19 protein-coding genes are annotated in these 17,486 nt (G+C 45.4%); 11 read left to right on the top strand and 8 right to left on the bottom strand.

Annotated features, from left to right (window positions below):
- Nucleotides 1-90: 90 nt before the first annotated feature.
- Nucleotides 91-1,119, bottom strand: a complete 1,029-nt coding sequence (locus EV690_RS01260; protein WP_131911133.1) for an oxidoreductase — start codon at nt 1,117-1,119, stop codon at nt 91-93.
- A 116-nt stretch (nt 1,120-1,235) separates the two neighbouring features.
- On the opposite strand from EV690_RS01260, the gene EV690_RS01255 reads away from it, so the two are divergent.
- Nucleotides 1,236-1,871 (top strand): LysE family translocator, encoded by a 636-nt coding sequence (locus EV690_RS01255; RefSeq protein ID WP_131911132.1) that lies wholly within the window; start codon nt 1,236-1,238, stop codon nt 1,869-1,871.
- Nucleotides 1,872-1,890: 19 nt separating this feature from the next.
- Here EV690_RS01255 and phrB read toward each other — a convergent pair whose 3' ends face one another.
- Nucleotides 1,891-3,306 (bottom strand): deoxyribodipyrimidine photo-lyase, encoded by a 1,416-nt coding sequence (gene phrB / locus EV690_RS01250; protein WP_131911131.1) that lies wholly within the window; start codon nt 3,304-3,306, stop codon nt 1,891-1,893.
- Nucleotides 3,307-3,435: 129 nt separating this feature from the next.
- Here phrB and EV690_RS01245 point away from each other — a divergent pair, with 129 nt between their 5' ends.
- Together EV690_RS01245 and arfB are read left to right on the top strand one after the other, a co-directional pair.
- Nucleotides 3,436-4,050 carry a trimeric intracellular cation channel family protein gene (locus EV690_RS01245; RefSeq protein ID WP_131911130.1) on the top strand — a complete coding sequence of 205 codons (615 nt, stop codon included), beginning with the start codon at nt 3,436-3,438 and terminating at the stop codon, nt 4,048-4,050.
- Nucleotides 4,051-4,086: 36 nt separating this feature from the next.
- Entirely contained in the window at nt 4,087-4,497 is a 411-nt protein-coding gene (gene arfB, locus EV690_RS01240) for an alternative ribosome rescue aminoacyl-tRNA hydrolase ArfB (protein WP_131911129.1), read from the top strand.
- 1 nt (nt 4,498) lies between these two features.
- Here the strand turns inward: arfB and asd are convergent, their stop codons facing one another.
- The 6 genes from asd to pstS form a co-directional block, all read right to left on the bottom strand.
- Nucleotides 4,499-5,605, bottom strand: a complete 1,107-nt coding sequence (gene asd / locus EV690_RS01235) for an aspartate-semialdehyde dehydrogenase (protein WP_131911128.1) — start codon at nt 5,603-5,605, stop codon at nt 4,499-4,501.
- Between the two features lie 285 nt (nt 5,606-5,890).
- The gene (phoU, locus tag EV690_RS01230) at nt 5,891-6,622 is read right to left on the bottom strand and encodes a phosphate signaling complex protein PhoU (RefSeq protein ID WP_131911127.1); all 732 of its coding nucleotides are present in this window, start codon (nt 6,620-6,622) and stop codon (nt 5,891-5,893) included.
- Nucleotides 6,623-6,639: 17 nt separating this feature from the next.
- On the bottom strand, nt 6,640-7,416 hold the full coding sequence (gene pstB, locus EV690_RS01225; RefSeq protein WP_131911126.1) for a phosphate ABC transporter ATP-binding protein PstB: 777 nt from the start codon (nt 7,414-7,416) through the stop codon (nt 6,640-6,642).
- A 42-nt stretch (nt 7,417-7,458) separates the two neighbouring features.
- Nucleotides 7,459-8,349 (bottom strand): phosphate ABC transporter permease PstA, encoded by an 891-nt coding sequence (gene pstA / locus EV690_RS01220; protein ID WP_131911125.1) that lies wholly within the window; start codon nt 8,347-8,349, stop codon nt 7,459-7,461.
- A complete protein-coding gene (gene pstC / locus EV690_RS01215; protein WP_131911124.1) occupies nt 8,346-9,302 on the bottom strand; it encodes a phosphate ABC transporter permease PstC in 957 nt (318 codons plus the stop codon). The genes pstA and pstC overlap by 4 nt, the downstream gene beginning before the upstream one ends.
- Nucleotides 9,303-9,409: 107 nt before the next feature.
- Nucleotides 9,410-10,447: a phosphate ABC transporter substrate-binding protein PstS gene (gene pstS, locus EV690_RS01210; RefSeq protein ID WP_131911123.1), complete on the bottom strand. Its 1,038-nt coding sequence runs from the start codon at nt 10,445-10,447 to the stop codon at nt 9,410-9,412.
- A gap of 467 nt (nt 10,448-10,914) precedes the next feature.
- Here pstS and glgC point away from each other — a divergent pair, with 467 nt between their 5' ends.
- The 8 genes from glgC to EV690_RS01170 all read left to right on the top strand — a co-directional run bounded on the left by glgC (nt 10,915) and on the right by EV690_RS01170 (nt 17,447).
- Nucleotides 10,915-12,165, top strand: a complete 1,251-nt coding sequence (gene glgC / locus EV690_RS01205) for a glucose-1-phosphate adenylyltransferase (protein ID WP_131911122.1) — start codon at nt 10,915-10,917, stop codon at nt 12,163-12,165.
- 167 nt (nt 12,166-12,332) lie between these two features.
- Entirely contained in the window at nt 12,333-13,088 is a 756-nt protein-coding gene (ubiE, locus tag EV690_RS01200; protein ID WP_131911121.1) for a bifunctional demethylmenaquinone methyltransferase/2-methoxy-6-polyprenyl-1,4-benzoquinol methylase UbiE, read from the top strand.
- A gap of 8 nt (nt 13,089-13,096) precedes the next feature.
- A complete protein-coding gene (locus tag EV690_RS01195) occupies nt 13,097-13,708 on the top strand; it encodes a ubiquinone biosynthesis accessory factor UbiJ (protein ID WP_131911120.1) in 612 nt (203 codons plus the stop codon).
- Nucleotides 13,698-15,323, top strand: a complete 1,626-nt coding sequence (gene ubiB, locus EV690_RS01190) for a ubiquinone biosynthesis regulatory protein kinase UbiB (protein WP_131911119.1) — start codon at nt 13,698-13,700, stop codon at nt 15,321-15,323. Before EV690_RS01195 ends, ubiB begins: the two co-directional genes overlap by 11 nt.
- A gap of 28 nt (nt 15,324-15,351) precedes the next feature.
- Nucleotides 15,352-15,573 (top strand): twin-arginine translocase TatA/TatE family subunit, encoded by a 222-nt coding sequence (gene tatA / locus EV690_RS01185; protein ID WP_131911118.1) that lies wholly within the window; start codon nt 15,352-15,354, stop codon nt 15,571-15,573.
- A 6-nt stretch (nt 15,574-15,579) separates the two neighbouring features.
- Nucleotides 15,580-15,927: a Sec-independent protein translocase protein TatB gene (gene tatB / locus EV690_RS01180; RefSeq protein WP_131911117.1), complete on the top strand. Its 348-nt coding sequence runs from the start codon at nt 15,580-15,582 to the stop codon at nt 15,925-15,927.
- On the top strand, nt 15,911-16,678 hold the full coding sequence (gene tatC / locus EV690_RS01175) for a twin-arginine translocase subunit TatC (RefSeq protein ID WP_131911116.1): 768 nt from the start codon (nt 15,911-15,913) through the stop codon (nt 16,676-16,678). The genes tatB and tatC overlap by 17 nt, the downstream gene beginning before the upstream one ends.
- A complete protein-coding gene (locus EV690_RS01170; protein WP_131911115.1) occupies nt 16,671-17,447 on the top strand; it encodes a TatD family hydrolase in 777 nt (258 codons plus the stop codon). Before tatC ends, EV690_RS01170 begins: the two co-directional genes overlap by 8 nt.
- Nucleotides 17,448-17,486: the final 39 nt, after the last annotated feature.

Raw genomic sequence — 17,486 nt, 5'->3', positions numbered from 1 at the left:
GCTTGCTTCACTCATTAAGCGACGCAGGGGGCGCCGCGTTCAAAATGCGTTTAATTTGAACAAAATTCAACCACCAAAGGTCAACAGTCCCTAGTCACAAAAGTCTAATGTTTGCTGCTGTATCTGGCTTTGTTCGGCTAATTGAATAACGCGAATGGTATCTAATGCTTGTTCGGCACTGACTGGCAGGGGGGTATCATGAATTAACGATTCAGCGAGCTGGCGGTAAAAGTGATGATAACCTCCCTGGATATTGGTGATTTGTGTTTCATCTTGCGCTGTGTACAAAACTCCTGTTTCTGCCCCGGCTTGTTGAGTTGAGTTGGTATCGACAATGCCTGCTTTGATCTGGTCTTCTTGCGGATCTATCCCATATTTCACATAACTTCCCTGTTGACCTTCTAAGCGAAAGCGCAGTACCGGGCCGGCGCTCAATGAACTCGAGTGCAGAATCACCAGATGATCGGCATAGTGTAAGGTTAGATGAAAATAATCAATAGCTGGAGAACCATCGCGCATGGCCAGTACATCGGCACTGATTTGTAAGGGCCGGCCAAATAGTGCTAATGCTTGATCGATGAGATGTGACCCCAGATCATAAAGGATCCCCGATCCCGGTTGACCATCTTCTCGCCAACGAACTTTTACTTCGGGACGAAACCGGTCATAGTGCGATTGGAACACTTTAAGCTTGCCCAGTTTATTTTCTTCGATGAGTTGTTTGACGGTTAAAAAATCGCCATCCCAACGTCGGTTGTGGTAGACGCTCAGCTTCACATTGGCTTGTTTGGCCTGTTCGATAAGCGCTTGTCCTTGCTTGATATCGATGACAAATGGTTTTTCTAGTAAGACATGCAACCCTTTTTCGATAGCGGCGCTGGCTAACGGATAGTGAGCTTGATTGGGTGCTGTAATAATCACCAGTTCGGCATTGCTTTGCTCTATCAGAGCCATGGCCTCTGGATAGTGTGCAACATTTGGATATTCTGCATTGAGGGCATCACTCTGGCTTGAGCTAATGGCGACTAGTTCAAACATGGGTAGTGCGTTAATAAATGGCAGATGGAAGGTTTTGGCTGAATTTCCATAACCAATAACACCAACACGAATAGGTTGCATAACGACTCCTTGATTTCAGTCCTTGTCGAATCCTCGCCTGAGCGGCTTGAGTTGTCAATCTGTTATGCAAATGACTTTGATGGCGTTATTCTAGTGATAGCTTGACCGAACAGGGAATGAGTGAGGGGTTTGTGGATATCAATCAATGGTTACCGCTGGCAGCAGTATGTCTATTAGGCGCAATGTCGCCGGGGCCAAGTTTGGCTATGGTCATTCGTCATACCGTCAGTGGGGGACGCCGCTGTGGTTATATTGCTGCTTGGTGTCATACCACTGGTATTGCGGTTTATGCCGCTTTAAGTGTTTTTGGCTTAGCCATTATCTTGTTGAAAGCGCAGCTCTTATTCCATCTGATTGCTCTTGCTGGAGCAGGTTATCTGATTTGGATGGGAGTGATGTCATTTCGCCAAACTGCGAATAAATTCGAGCTTAATTCGAGCCGTGATGCGGTGCGCTCATCGCCAACCGATGCGGCGCGTGATGCTCTTGCTATCTCGTTGCTTAACCCTAAAATTTTACTTTTTTTTATTGCGCTGTTTAGTCCATTTGTACAAAGTTCTCATAGTTCCCATGGGGTGTTGGTGATGACTCCCTGGCTGATCGATGGCTGTTGGTATTCGCTGGTTGTGACGATTTTAAGTCGGGCCGGCTTATTGAGTTGGGTTCGCCGGCATAACCGTTATTTGGACTGGATTTGTGGTCTGATTTTAGTGGGGATTGGTGTCGAAGTGATTTTTTCGACACTCTTCTAAGTCTGTTCTTACTTTAGTTTTAGTCTCTTTTCGTTTGCGCAGCAAAGCGCGCAATCGCCTGTTTACGTGATTGTTTCAGATCGACCAGCGGTTGTGGGTAATTGACCTTTTGCCGTACTGTGTTGTCGGGGTCGTGGATTTGCGCTGCTGATAGTGATGCAAGCTCGTTCACCCAGTGGCGAATATAGTCTCCTTGGGGATCGAATTTCTGACTCTGACTGATGGGGTTAAATACACGAAAATAGGGGGCTGCATCGGTGCCAGTGGAAGCGCTCCACTGCCAACCCCCGTTGTTGCTGGCCAAATGGCCATCAATGAGTTTACTCATGAAGTATTTTTCGCCCTCGCGCCAGTCGAGCCAGAGGTTCTTACATAAAAATGAGGCGCAGATCATCCTGACGCGGTTATGCATCCAGCCAATTTCATTGAGTTGGCGCATGCCTGCATCAACAATTGGGATCCCTGTTTTTCCCTGCTGCCAAGCCGTTAGTGCGGCGGGGTTCTGCTCCCATTGAATGGCACGAGTTTCACTTTTAAAGGCTAACCCTTGGCTGATTGTGTCAAACTGGGCGAGCAGCTGAATATAAAATTCGCGCCAGATTAGCTCATTCAGCCAACAACCAGGACCCGTTTTTGGGTCAAGATATTGTTCAGGGTATGACTGTTGTAATAAATGCAGTGCTTGAGCGGTGGAGAATACCCCATGGGCAAGTGCAACCGACAGGCGGCTGGTTGCAGGTTCACTGGGAAAATCTCGCCATTGTTGGTAATGACTGACTTTCTGTTTGACAAAGAGATTGAGATGGTTGAGTACTTGCTCTTGAGTGACCGGCCAGCAGCTTTCGCCACCCGCGAAGCGAGTGAGCTGAGCATCGCTTAGCCCTTCATCGATTTTGGTGTTTTGGGGGTGTTGCTTGGGGGCGGCTAGCGGCGACAGTTCGTGCAATGATAACTGGGCTTTCCATGCTTTAGAAAAAGGGGTGAAGACTCGGTATGGCTGACCTTGAGCTGTAGTGACTTCGCCTGGGGCAACGAGCACCTGACTGGTAAAACGGGTCATTGGGATAGACTGCGTGGCTAATGCGGCATGAATTTTCTCGTCGCGCTGGCGTTCCCAGAGTCCATACTCGGCGCCCATAACCACTTCATCGATAGCCAGTTGCATACATAACTGCTCGAGCTCGTATAGGCAGCCGTCATAGTCATCGCAGCTTTTTATGATCAATGGAATATGACAATCAGCGAGTTCTTGGCGCAATGCGCTCAGGCGATTGAGGACATATTGATTACGTAAAGGGCTGTGATTTTGGCGCTGCCATTGCTGGGCCGTGATGAGATAGCATCCATAAACAGGTTGGCCGCTACGACAGGCATAGTTGAGCATGGGGTTATCCAGGGTTCGCAGGTCATGTCGAAACCAAACTAATTTTGCCATTCCAGACTCCTTTTTGATTCTTAGTTGATCATAGAGCCGATTGGCAATTCGCTCAACTTTGTCGCTGGCATCTAGGGAGCAAATTGGGTCTAATAGGCGCGTTAAACAGCGATGGTCTAAGAGCGGAAAATGTTAATTACAGTTTTGGATTATTTTGGGACGGCAGTGTTTGCAGTCTCAGGCGTATTAGTGGCCACAGGACGGCGGATGGACCCTTTTGGTGCGCTAGTTTTAGCCACCTGTACGGCAATTGGCGGAGGGACGATGCGTGATATGGCGCTTGGTGACACCCCGGTTTTTTGGGTGCATCAACTTGCTTATCTGTGGGTGATTCTGGGCGCTTGTATCATCAGCTTGGTTGGCTTGTGGCGGTTAAAAACGTTGCCTTGGTGGTTATTGCCAGTAGCAGATGCGATTGGTATGGCAACCTTTATGGCGATTGGTGCCGTTAAAGCTCGACAAAGTGGTGCGCCTCTTTCGATCTGTGTGCTCATGGGGATTATCACCGCCTGTGGTGGGGGCATGTTGCGCGATGTTCTAGCCAATCGGGTTCCGCTGGTCTTGCGCCAAGAGATCTATGCAACGGCATGTTTAGCCGGGGGGATTGTTTGGATTTTATCAGTAAGTGTTCACTCACCTTTTTGGATCAGCACTCTCCTATGTATTTTAACGGCTTTGTTGATCCGATTGGTGGCGATTCGTTACCATCTATCACTCCCAACGCTGATGGTTCGGCGTTATTAATGAAAGCTTGGGTTTGTCGTTCAAGGAGAATTATCCATGTTGCTGGTTAAACCAGGTGTATCGATCGATGAAGATGCGATTAAGATTTCTCAGATTCGCTCTAGTGGTCCAGGCGGGCAGAATGTCAATAAAGTGGCTTCGGCCGTTGAACTGCGTTTAGATATCACCCGCAGTGGTTTAAGTTATGCTCAGCAACAACGTTTGAAGAATTATTCGGATCAGCGTATTACCGCTCAAGCAGAGGTGGTGATCAAAGCGCAGATGCATCGGACCTACCAACTTAATTTAGATGATGCGAAAAAACGGCTCGTTGAGTTGGTTGCGAAAGCCTTACATCAAAATAAAAAACGCAAAAAGACCAAGCCAACTAAGGCGTCGGTGCGCCGACGCCTGGATAAGAAAAGTCAGCGCAGCTCGAAAAAGGCACTGCGCTCAAAAGTGCTTTAATTTAAGCCTGTTGTAAAATATTTAGCATCCGGCGTAATGGTTCGGCTGCGCCCCATAACAGTTGATCACCGACGGTAAATGCTGAAATATATTCACCCCCCATGGCCAGCTTACGAATTCGACCAATGGGGACATTGAGTGTACCAGTGACTTTCGTTGGCGAGAGTTCTTGCATGCTCAGTTGTTTTTCATTGGCGATGACTTTTACCCATGGATTATGGTTTGCCAAAATGGATTCAATTTCGCTCACCGGCAGGTCCTTTTTCAGTTTAATCGTCAGAGCCTGAGCATGACAGCGCATTGCGCCAACGCGCACACACAAGCCATCGATGGGTACTGGAGCATCACTCTGACCTAAAATTTTATTAGCTTCGGCTTGCGCTTTCCATTCTTCTTTACTCTGGCCTGAGGGCAATTCGGCATCAATCCATGGAATTAAGCTACCAGCCAGAGGGACCCCAAATTGATCGGTTGGAAAGCTGTCCGCGCGCATTTTAGCTGCGACTTTACGATCAATTTCTAAGATAGCTGAAGAGGGCGAATTGAGCTCATCAGCAACACAATCGTGTAATTCGCCCATCTGTGATAGCAGTTCTCGCATATTGCGTGCGCCTGCGCCAGATGCGGCTTGATAGGTCATTGGCGTGACCCATTCGATGAGATCTTTTTCAAATAAACCGGCTAAGGCAATCAGCATCAGTGAAACGGTACAGTTGCCACCGATGAATGTTTTAGTCCCTTCAGCCAAGGCTTTGTCGATGACATGTCGGTTGACAGGATCAAGAATGATAACCGACTCATCAACCATCCGTAGGGTTGAAGCGGCATCAATCCAATAGCCTTGCCAGCCTGACTCACGTAATTGCGGGTAAGTGGCTTTGGTGTAATCGCCCCCTTGACAGGTAACAATGACATCCATCTTAGCGAGTTCTGCAATCGCTGAGGCATCTTTTAACGGTTGACTCCCACCAATTTCTGGTCCCTTTTGCCCAATTTGTGAGGTGGTGAAAAATACGGGGGTGATTTTGGCAAAATCATTTTCTTCCTGCATTCGTTGCATGAGTACGGAACCAACCATTCCGCGCCATCCCACAAAACCTACATTCATCGCTGCCTGTCCTCGTTTAAGTTTACTGTTGTGACTTGAAATTGCGTCAATATGAATGACTTGTTATTTATCACATTAACATTGCTGATACGGGATATCTATAGACTTCAAGGCTAAACAGTAGGGATGATTAAACGCAGCGCAAAAGCTAGTAAATATGGCTACGAAATAGCTTAATTATGGTTAAGAACGCTGGTTGTTGGATAGAATTTAAGAGCACACTGGTGTTGGTAAACAGAGCAGAGCGTTAAAACAGGGGCAATCGAAGAATGATTGCCCCGTCCATTATTTTTGGGCTGGTGGCGTGACATCTGACAACAGTTTTTCTAATGATTCGCTGTCGACATGGCGGAAGTCTTTGCCTTTGACCAGATAGAATACAAACTCACAGATATTCTGAACTCGGTCACCGATACGTTCAATGGCTCGAGCACAGAGCATGGCGGTCATGACATTGGGGATCGTGCGTGGATCTTCCATCATGTAGGTCATCAACTGACGCACAACACCTTCATATTCACGGTCTACCTTTTTGTCTTCGCGGTAAACTTGGATCCCTTGTTCAATGTCCAAACGGGCTAATACATCCAGCACATCGTGGAGCATCTGAATAGTATGATTGCCCAGTGACTCTAAGCTAACTAACAATGTTTGGTGTTGATTGGAGAATTTTTCCAATGCCGTACGGCAGATTTTATCGGCTTCATCACCAATGCGTTCGAGCTCAGAAACGGTTCGAATAATCGCCATGATCAACCGTAAATCGCTAGCGGTTGGCTGCCGCTTGGCAATAATCTGGGTGCAGGCTTCGTCGATGCTGACTTCCATTGCGTTGACTTTTTGGTCATTGTCAATCACGGTTTGTGCCAGTTCGGCGTCGCCTTTGTTCATTGCCTTAATCGCATCGGTTAGCTGTTTCTCGACCAGCCCGCCCATGGTTAAAACTTGGTTGCGTACGGATTCCAGCTCAGCGTTGTATTGAGCCGAAATATGTTTATTGATGTTGAGGTTATCCATTATTTAGGCTCCTGATGTTAACCATAACGGCCAGTTATATAGTCTTCGGTTTGCCGTTGGCCGGGGGTTGTAAACAATGTATTGGTGTCGTTAAATTCAATCAACTCACCTAAATACATAAAGGCAGTGTAATCAGAGCAGCGAGCCGCTTGTTGCATATTATGGGTGACGATGACAACGGTATACTCTGATTTTAGCTCACTAATGAGCTCTTCAATGCGACCCGTTGAAATTGGGTCCAATGCAGAGCACGGTTCATCCAACAATAGCACTTCTGGACGAATTGCAATACCACGAGCAATACACAGACGTTGCTGCTGACCACCCGAAAGGCTGTTACCGCTGTTGTGTAGCTTATCTTTCGTTTCAGTCCACAGCGCAGCCTTTTCCAGAGCCCACTGGACACGCTCATCCATTTCTGGACGCGATAATTTCTCAAATAAGCGAACCCCAAAGGCAATGTTGTCGTAGATCGACATTGGGAAGGGGGTCGGTTTTTGAAATACCATCCCTACTTGAGCTCGAAGTAATGACACATCCTGACTCTCGGCCAGAATATTTTGACCATCGAGCAGGATCTCGCCTTCAGCGCGCTGCTCTGAGTAAAGGTCATACATTTTGTTAAATGTGCGCAATAACGTGGATTTGCCACATCCGGATGGGCCGATAAAAGCGGTCACTTTATTGGTTGCAACATCCATATTGATATCTTTGAGGGCATGGAATTTACCGTAGAAGAAATTCATGCCACGCACTTGAATTTTAGGATCGGTGATCGGGGTTTCAGTACTCATTCAAACGTCTCTCTTAATCTCGTAGATCCGATGGCTAACGGCTTATCCACGCTGTTTTTTTGCGAAAATAACGCGAGCTAAAATATTCAGTAGTAATACAAAGACTGTAATCAATAATACGCCAGCCCAAGCTAATTGTTGCCATGAACTGAAGGCGCTCATCGCAAAGTTAAAGATAATCACTGGCAAACTGGCGGTTGGATTACTTAAGTCAGTGTTGTAGAACTGGTTCGACAATGCTGTAAATAGCAATGGTGCCGTTTCTCCGGCAATTCGGGCGATCGCTAGCAGCACCCCGGTGATGATTCCTGAGACCGATGACTTTAAGGTAATCGACAGGATAATTTTCCATTTCGGTGTGCCCAGCGCATAGGCGGCTTCACGTAAACTGTTCGGTACCAGTTTAAGCATGTTTTCAGTGGTTCGCACGATAATAGGGATCTGTAATAGTGCCAGAGATAGAACCCCTGCCCAGCCTGAGAAATGACCCGTATTCATCACCACAATAGAGTAAATAAATAACCCTACAACGATCGATGGTGCTGATAAGAGGATATCGTTAATAAAACGTGTCACCCCCGCCAGCGGTGATTCTTTGCCATATTCGGCTAGATAAATACCAGCTAAAATGCCCAGTGGCGTACCAATGACAGTGGACCAAAATACAAACAAGCCACTACCGACGATGGCATTTGCTAGCCCACCTTCGGTTGAATTCGGCGGTGGGGTCGATTCAGTAAACAGTTGTAAACTTAGTCCTGAAACCCCTTTGGTCAACGTTGAATACAAAATCCAGGCCAGCCAAAATAGACCAAAGAGCATTGTTAGCAATGATAAGAACAATGCGATACGGTTTTTAAGACGTCGTTTGCCCTGCATTTTAGTGCGTGAAATGGCAATCTTTTGCTTTTGTAATTCGGCAGTTGTGCTCATGATTTGCGCCCCTCATTTTTTGATAGGCGAAAAATCATCAATTTTGATAACGCCAGAACGATAAAGGTGATGACAAATAAGATGAGCCCTAATTCCATTAAGGCAGAGGTATGAAGGCCAGGAGCGGCTTCGGCAAATTCATTAGCAAGCGCTGAGGTAATACTGTTCCCAGGCTGATACAGCGAAAAACTCGACATATTGTAGGTGTTCCCGATGACAAATGTAACCGCCATGGTTTCCCCTAGTGCACGTCCTAAACCCAACATAATACCACCAATGACCCCATTTTTGGTAAAGGGTAAGACGATATGCCAGATGACTTCCCAAGTCGTACAGCCAAGACCATAGGCCGATTCTTTCATCATTGGGGGAGTGCGTTCAAATACATCACGTATCACCGATGAAATGTACGGAATAATCATAATTGCGAGGATCACGCCTGCCGTTAAAATCCCAATTCCGAATGCTGGACCGGAGAACAAGAAACCGATTAACGGGACATTAGAGAGGAGGTTTCCCAACGGTTGTTGAAAATATTGTGCAAACAGTGGGGAAAAGATAAATAATCCCCACATCCCATAAACGATACTGGGAATTGCGGCTAACAATTCAATAGCAATCCCTAAAGGACGTTTGAGCCAGTTTGGTGATAACTCGGTTAAGAATAATGCGATTCCAAAACTCACTGGAACAGCAATAAGCAAGGCTATGAAAGAGGTCACCAATGTGCCATAAATTGGGATCAGAGCGCCGTACTTATCTGCCGGTGGATTCCACTCTTTGAGCCAAAGGAATGACAGTCCAAATTCGCGGATGGTTGGCATCGACGAAATAACCAGCGACACAATAATGCCACCTAAGACTAACAGTGTCACAATTGCAGCGATACGAACCATCGCAGCAAATAGGCGGTCAGTTAGTTTGCTGGGCGCTTTTCTTAGCGGTTGCACCATAACTCTCTCTATTATTTTATTGCTAATTTAATATAAACAAACTCCCTCCCCTTAAAGTAAGGGAAGGGAATGACTTGTTTAGAAGAGGCATTGGTAAGAATTGTCACTTACCAGATTGCTTTTCCATTAGCGCCTTTAAATTTAGTAGCCCATTCATGATGAATGACTTTTATGACTGATTTAGGCAGTGGCGCATAGTCTAATGATTTTGCTAATGCTGGATGTTTGAATCCGAAATCAACAAATTTCATGACTTGTTTAATTCGCGCAGGATTTTCAGGATGCGTATGCATCAAAATGAAAGTTCCTGAAGTAATAGGCCACGCGTGCGATCCTTTTTTGTCTGTTAAGTCCTGCTGGAACGTTCTTGACCAGTCAGCACCAGCGGCAGCGGCACTAAAGTTAGCACGAGTTGGACTTAAGATTTCGCCGTCATGGTTTTTCATTTTGGTATAGGTTAAGTGGTTCTGTTTTGCGTAAGCATATTCAACATAACCGATGGCACCGCGAACACGCTGAACAAATGCAGCTACACCATCATTCCCTTTGCCACCTAAACCAACAGGCCAGTTCACAGTTGTACCTTGACCGACTTGTGATTTCCACTGGCTATTTACTTTTGACAGATAGCCAGTAAAGACAAATGAAGTCCCTGAACCATCGGCACGACGCACAACTGCGATTGACATATCAGGCAGTTTCAGATTTGGATTCAATTTTTCAATTGCTGGATCATTCCACTTTTTGATTTTACCTAAGTAGATATCACCCAATACTTTGCCATCAAGAACCATTTGATTTGGTTTTACGCCAGGGACGTTAATTGCAACAACGATGCCGCCCACAACAGTTGGAAACTGAGCCAGACCGTCTTTAGCCAGAGTTGCATCGGATAATGGCTTGTCTGATGCGCCAAAGTCAACGGTTTTTGCATTAATCTGTTTAATTCCGCCAGATGAGCCAATGCTTTGATAGTTCAGCTGAATACCGGTTTTTTTGTTGTATGCTGCTGCCCATTTAGAATAAATAGGTCCAGCAAAACTTGAACCTGCACCTGTAATTGTTTGTGCAGCCATAGCTGACAGCGTAGTCAGAGACAATGTAGCCGCCATAATGCCGGCGACAGTTGTACGCATCAATTTCATGATCCCTCCTAATGGGAGCTTTTTGTAGAATCGACATCATTGTCTGATTCATTCAGTCGTTTTCAATTAACGTCTTGCAAAGTAGATGAATATGATGACAAGGATATTTCCTTTTGATGACAGTTTTGTGACACACACTGTAATAGTTTAGGTTTTAATCGCAAGAGTGTTTTCCCCAACCGCTAAATCTAATAGCGTGCCAATGTGGCACGATTTCCAATGGCAATTAGAAATTATGAATACTAGCGCACGATTAGAGCGTTAATTCGGTTGATTTTTCGACGAATTCATATATTTAGACTAAGCTCTCATAAAGAAGTCTTCTCATTACTTTATGCATAGCATCTTATGCATGACATTAGTCATGAGGGGGAGCTGTCCCTTTTATTGCGCTAACTGCATTTAGGTTGTAGCAGGTTTTAAAGATGATGTAAGAGGGGATCACTGATCGTATTACGGAGCTGTTTATGTCAGAAAACCGCTATTCTCACCTGTCGAGTAACCAACTGATCCGCAGAACCACTGCAATGGTTTTGGCCGGAGGTAAAGGGACTCGCTTGCGTGATCTTACTAATCGTGTCGCTAAGCCAGCTATTTCGTTTGGTGGCAAATATCGTATCATCGATTTCACTTTATCTAATTGCGTAAATTCTGGTATTCGTCGAATAGGCATATTAACTCAATATATGGCTCAAGATCTGATTATGCATTTGCAACATGGATGGCAGTTTTTTCATTCTGCTCTCGATGAACAAATTAGCATTATTCCTGCTCAGCAGCGTACTGGTGAAGAATGGTATCGGGGCACGGCTGATGCGGTTTATCAGAATCTCGATCTCATTGACAGTAATCGCTTTGATCGCGTCCTTATTCTAGGTGGTGATCATGTTTATAAGATGGATTATTCACGGATGGTGAACTTTCATGCAGAGAACGATGCTGAGATAACGGTGGCTTGTCTTCGTACGCCAATTGCGAAAGCATCATCGTTTGGTGTCATGGGGCTGGCTAAGGATGGCCGCGTGCTTAGTTTTGATGAAAAGCCAGATCATCCTAAGAGTGACCCACATGATCCACAGCAGGCGTTGGTTTCAATGGGAATTTATATTTTTAATACCGACGTTTTAGACTGCGAATTACGCAAAGCATTGCTCCAGCCCGGCTATGGACATGATTTTGGCCACAATATTATTCCATCATTGCTTTCTGAGCGGCGGGTCTATGGTTATGTTTTCGGCCCCACGGGACATCCGGGGAAAAATGGTTACTGGCGTGATGTTGGGGATTTGGATGCTTATTATGAAGCCAGTATGGATCTGTTAGCTCCAGAACCACAGCTGAATATGTATGATAAAGATTGGCCTATTATCACCGATCAAAAGCAGCGTCCGGGAGCGAAGTTTGTTTTCGATGATGATGATCGCCGTGGCTATGCGGTCGATTCCATACTATCTGCTGGCGTGATCGTCTCAGGTGCTTATGTGCATCACTCGTTGTTGTCGTTTGATGTGCGTATTGAAGAGTGCAGTGAGGTTCACGACAGTGTCCTATTGCCAGGGAGTAAAGTAGGCAAAGGGTGTCTGGTGAAGAAAGCGATTATTGGAGAAGATTGTATTATTCCCGATGGCATGCAAATTGGTGTGGATAAAGAACTCGATGCAAAACGCTTTACGATCTCCGATCAGGGAGTTGTACTGATCACCAGTGAAATGTTGTAAAATCAGCGTTGTTTTTTAATAAAATAGAAGGGTGTGTCCGGTATCATGGGGCACACTTTTTTGTTTGCCAAGCGCAGTTTAATACCTGAGAGCTTAGAAGCCATTTGGCTATGGGCTGCCCATCAAGTAAACTATCGAAATATCTTTCTTTGTCAGGACAAGTTCGTATGAACAAGCATGAGGACGAAACGACCGACTTTGGCTATACTCAAGTCCAGAAATCTCAAAAGGCCGACATGGTCGCCGATGTATTCCACTCCGTAGCCGCTAAATATGACATTATGAACGATCTGATGTCGATGGGGATCCATCGCATCTGGAAGCGTTTTACAATCGATTGCAGCGGTATCCGTCCTGGGCAAATGGTACTCGATTTAGCAGGTGGAACGGGGGATCTAACGGCAAAATTTTCTCGTTTAACTGGCCCTTCTGGACAAGTTGTGTTGGCTGATATTAATGACTCGATGCTCAAAGTAGGCCGAGCCAAGCTGCGTAATCGAGGTATTGCGGATAACGTCCGATTTGTGCAGGCTAATGCTGAAGAACTGCCGTTTCCTGATAATACCTTTGATCTTATTACCATTAGTTTCGGTCTGCGAAATGTTACCGATAAAGATAAGGCTTTGGCATCGATGTTTCGGGTTCTTAAACCCGGTGGGCGATTGTTGATTCTCGAGTTTTCTAAGCCCCAATATAAACTTTTAAGTAAAGTGTATGACCAATACTCATTCCGGGTATTGCCCTTCATGGGTAAATTGATTGCGCATGATTCTGATAGTTATCGGTATCTGGCAGAGTCGATTCGAATGCATCCAGGTCAGGAAAAATTAAAATCCATGATGGAGCAAGTGGGTTTTGAAAATGTCGAATATTTTAATTTGACTGGTGGTATCGTGGCGCTGCATCGGGGTTACAAATTTTAGGAGTTGCTATGCCTTTTGCTCCATTAATGTCTGCATGCCTGGAGTTAGTTAGTAATCACTATCTTAGTTTGGATGAGCATTCATCCAAACGGTTAAGTAAACTCAACGGGCGTGTCGTGGCGGTTAGAATTACGCCACTGCCGATTATTTATTTTAGTATAGAATCCCATCAGTTGGATATTCTGAATCATTTTGAAGGTCAGCCTGACAGTCAACTTACGGCTTCTGCGTTGAGTTCGTTGAAATTACGCGATCCAAATAGCCTCCCTGAGCTGATTAAATCCGGTGAAGTAGAACTGACGGGGGATATTCGTTTAATTCAGCAATTTGCCGCGTTATTTAGTGATGTGCAGCCCGATTTTGAGCAGAGATTGTCGCTATTGATTGGTGATGTCCCCGCCCATTTATTGGTTCAGCAAGTCCATAAATTGGTGGCTATGGTTCGTCAAAGCTCGGCTCAAAGTGTGGCGAGAGGAGCCGATTTGGCTATCGAAGAATGGCGTATTGGGGTTGGTAAAACACAGTTCAATGATTTTGCTGGCGATATCAGTGCGCTGAAATCTCAATTGGATCAATTTGAAGCGCGATTAAAGCAACTGGCGGATCAATATGGGAATTAGGGCTGTACTGCGTTTTTGGGTCATTGTTTATACGCTATGCCGATTTGGCATTGACGAAGCCATCCCTCGCAAGTTCTGGCCGTGGCCTATGCGTTTAGCTAGAAGGTTATTATTTTTTTGGCCAAACCGATATAAAAATAGACCCGTTGGGGAGCGTTTGCGTCTGGCGTTAGAAACGCTGGGGCCGGTGTTTGTCAAATTAGGCCAGATGCTCTCTACTCGTCGAGATATACTCTCTAAAGAGGTCGCAGAATCTTTAGCATTGTTACAAGATCAGGTGAAGCCTTTTGCGGGTGAAGAAGCGATAAAACGCATTGAAAAGGCGCTCGGAAGACCGCTCAATGAGATCTTTTGTGAATTTGATGTAACTCCCTTAGCTTCGGCTTCAATTGCACAGGTGCATTGTGCAACACTCTGTGAAAATGGTGCAGAGGTCGTGGTGAAGGTGATTCGTCCGGGGATTGAAGATGTCATTGATTCTGACATCAGCTTGATGCGACGTTTCGCTCGCATACTTCGATTGATCCCGGATGCGAGGCGTTTGCGTCCTGTTGAAGTGATAGAAGAGTATCAGCGTACCCTCATTAATGAACTGGATCTGATCCGTGAAGCGGCAAATGGCATCCAGCTGCGGCGTAATTTTGAAGGTGCAAAAGAGCTTTATATTCCCGAATTCTATAGTGAATTGTGCCATAAAAATGTGTTGGTGATGGAGCGAATATATGGCATTCCTGTCTCGGATGTGGATCGCTTAATTGAACAAGGAACCAACCTTAAGCTACTTGCTGAGCGTGGTGTTGAAGTTTTCTTCACGCAGGTTTTCCGCGATAGTTTCTTTCATGCTGATATGCATCCAGGGAATGTATTTGTCTCCTACGAGCACCCCGAAGATCCAATGTATATCGGGATCGATTGCGGCATAGTCGGGACTCTCAACCGCGATGACAAACGTTATTTGGCTGAAAATTTTCTGGCATTTTTCAATCGTGATTATCGAATGGTTGCGCAATTACACGTCGATTCAGGTTGGGTACCGGTCGATACCAATGTCAGTGAGTTTGAAGCGGCTATTCGTACCGTCTGTGAGCCTATTTTTGAAAAACCACTGGCAGAGATTTCGTTTGGCCATGTGTTGGTCAATTTATTTAATACAGCTCGACGTTTTAATATGCAGGTGCAACCGCAGCTGGTATTGTTACAGAAAACACTGTTATATGTTGAAGGGTTAGGACGACAGTTATATCCACAATTGGATTTATGGAAAACGGCGAAGCCATTTTTAGAAAGATGGGTCCGCCGCCAAGTTGGGCCAGCGGCACTATTTGATGCGATTAAAACAAAATCTCCCTATTGGATGGAGAAATTTCCGGAGATGCCGGAGCTTATTTATGAAAATTTGCAATTGGCACGTCGTCATCAGCAAAATTTCGGTGAGCTTTCTCAGCTGTATCTAAAACGGCAAAAAGCGAAACAGGCCAGCCTGTTCTATGGGTTAGGTGCTGGGGCATGCTTAATAAGTGCAGCGATTTTATATAATGTTGATGCAGAAATTTGTGCGGCATTGGCGGGCTTGACGGTTGTTCTAGGCGCTTTGGGCTTTAGAAAGCTTCGTTGACTTTAAACTAGGTGGTTAGGAGAAGGCTATGGGTGGCATTAGTATTTGGCAGTTGTTAGTTATTGCCTTCATTGTGGCGTTGTTATTCGGTACAAAACGCCTGCGGGGGATGGGCGGTGACATTGGGCATGCGGTTAAAGGTTTTAAAGACGCGATGAACAATGAGGACAAAAAAGAGGAAAAGACCGATTCGGAACAGACGCGTCAAAACATGGATGATAAAGACGATACGCATAAACCGAACTCGTAAATCGCTATGTTTGATATTGGCTTCTGGGAGCTGGTTTTATGCGCGGTCATTGGACTGATTGTCTTAGGTCCGGAGCGTTTGCCGAAAGCGATTCGAGCGCTGATGCGTTGGGTTTATATGCTGCGGTCTATGGCCAACCAGGTCAAAGATGATCTGGAAAAAGAGATCCAGTTAAAAGAGCTTCGCGAAGAAGTTGAAAAAGCACGGCAGGCTGGATACACCATTGGTGGCCAGTTAAAAGATAGCCTCAACCCCCAAGATATTCACCCCCAAGATACGCCTACTAGTGTCTCCCCGGATTCACAAGAAGCTAAAGAATTAACGCCTAAGGATAGTGATGAGCCACGCTCCTGAATCGGAATCAGAGTCTGCCCCTCTAATTACTCATCTGCTGGAATTGCGGCGGCGTTTGTTAATGTGCATTGTGGTTGTTTTAGTCATATTTGCTGCGTTGGTCTATTTTAGTGATACCATCTATAGCTGGGTTGCCAAACCCTTACTGGCCGTTTTACCGCACCATGGGACGATGATCGCCACCGGTGTTGCTGCACCATTTTTAACACCGATTAAGCTGACTATCGTCTGTTCCTTTTTTATCGCAATTCCTTTTATTCTATCTCAGGTTTGGTTGTTTATCGCTCCTGGCTTGTACCGCAGAGAAAAACAGATGGTCTTGCCGTTAGTTGTTGCGAGCACGGTGTTGTTTTACGCAGGAATGGCATTTGCTTATTTTGTTGTGTTTCCACTGGCGTTTAAGTTTTTTACTGCAGTTGCCCCGGCTGGTGTCACTATTGCGACCGATATTTCGAGTTATTTAAATTTTGTACTAAAGCTGTTTTTTGCCTTTGGTACAGCATTTGAAATCCCAATTGCCACTGTTTTAATCTGCTGGTCGGGAATAACTTCTGTGCAGTCATTGTCAGCTAAGCGGCCATATGTCATTGTAGCGGTCTTTGTCATCGGAATGTTACTAACACCACCAGATATTTTTTCTCAAACGCTGTTAGCGTTGCCGATGTGGTTTTTATTTGAATTAGGCCTGTTTTTCGCTCGTTTCTATACTCGCAAAAATGAGGCTGAAGAGACAGACTCGATAGATGATTGATATAGCTTTAAACCTGGCCAGCGGTCAGTTTGAAAAAGACCGAGATGAGGTGATCACCAGAGCTCGAGAGGCGGGGGTTGATCGTTTTTTGTTACTTGCCAGTGAAGTCGCTGAAGCTCGCCGGTTAACTGCGATGACAGCACGTTATCCGGAATGTTTTAGCACGGTTGGCTGCCACCCCCATCAAGCTGAGTTATTTGACAATGATAGCCTTAGTATTATCAGTGAGTTAATAAATTCAGAAAAAGTAGTTGCTGTGGGTGAATGTGGTTTGGATTATAATCGTAACTATTCACCTCGGGATGTTCAACGTCAGGTGTTTATCTCGCAGCTTGATTTAGCCGCTACACTTCGTAAACCCGTACTCTTGCATGAGCGTGATGCTTATGACGAGTTTATGGCTATTCTCGAACCTCGACTTACAGCTTTACCTGCTGCGGTGCTGCATTGTTTCACCGGTTCTGAGCAAAGTTTAGAGCGTTATTTAGAAGCTGGATTATATATTGGTATCACAGGGTGGATTTGTGATGAACGACGGGGTAAGGCATTGCGTGAGCTGGTGAAGTTGATTCCTGCTGACCGACTGTTCTTAGAAACAGATGCGCCTTATCTTTTGCCAAGAGATCTGCCTAATAAACCCAAAAGTCGGCGTAATGAACCATGTTACTTACCTCATATTTATGAAGTAGTTGCCCAGCTTCGCCAGGTTTCTGTCAACGAGCTCAAGGCTCAGATCCGGGATAATTTTCAGCGCGTATTTCTATCCTGAGATGTGTTATTTAATGATCGAATAATTCAAGTGGGAGTT

The sequence above is a fragment of the Celerinatantimonas diazotrophica genome, assembly GCF_004339545.1.
Lineage (GTDB): Bacteria > Pseudomonadota > Gammaproteobacteria > Enterobacterales > Celerinatantimonadaceae > Celerinatantimonas > Celerinatantimonas diazotrophica.
Note: the sequence above shows the minus strand (reverse complement) of the source record. Positions and strands in the feature narration are given on the sequence as shown.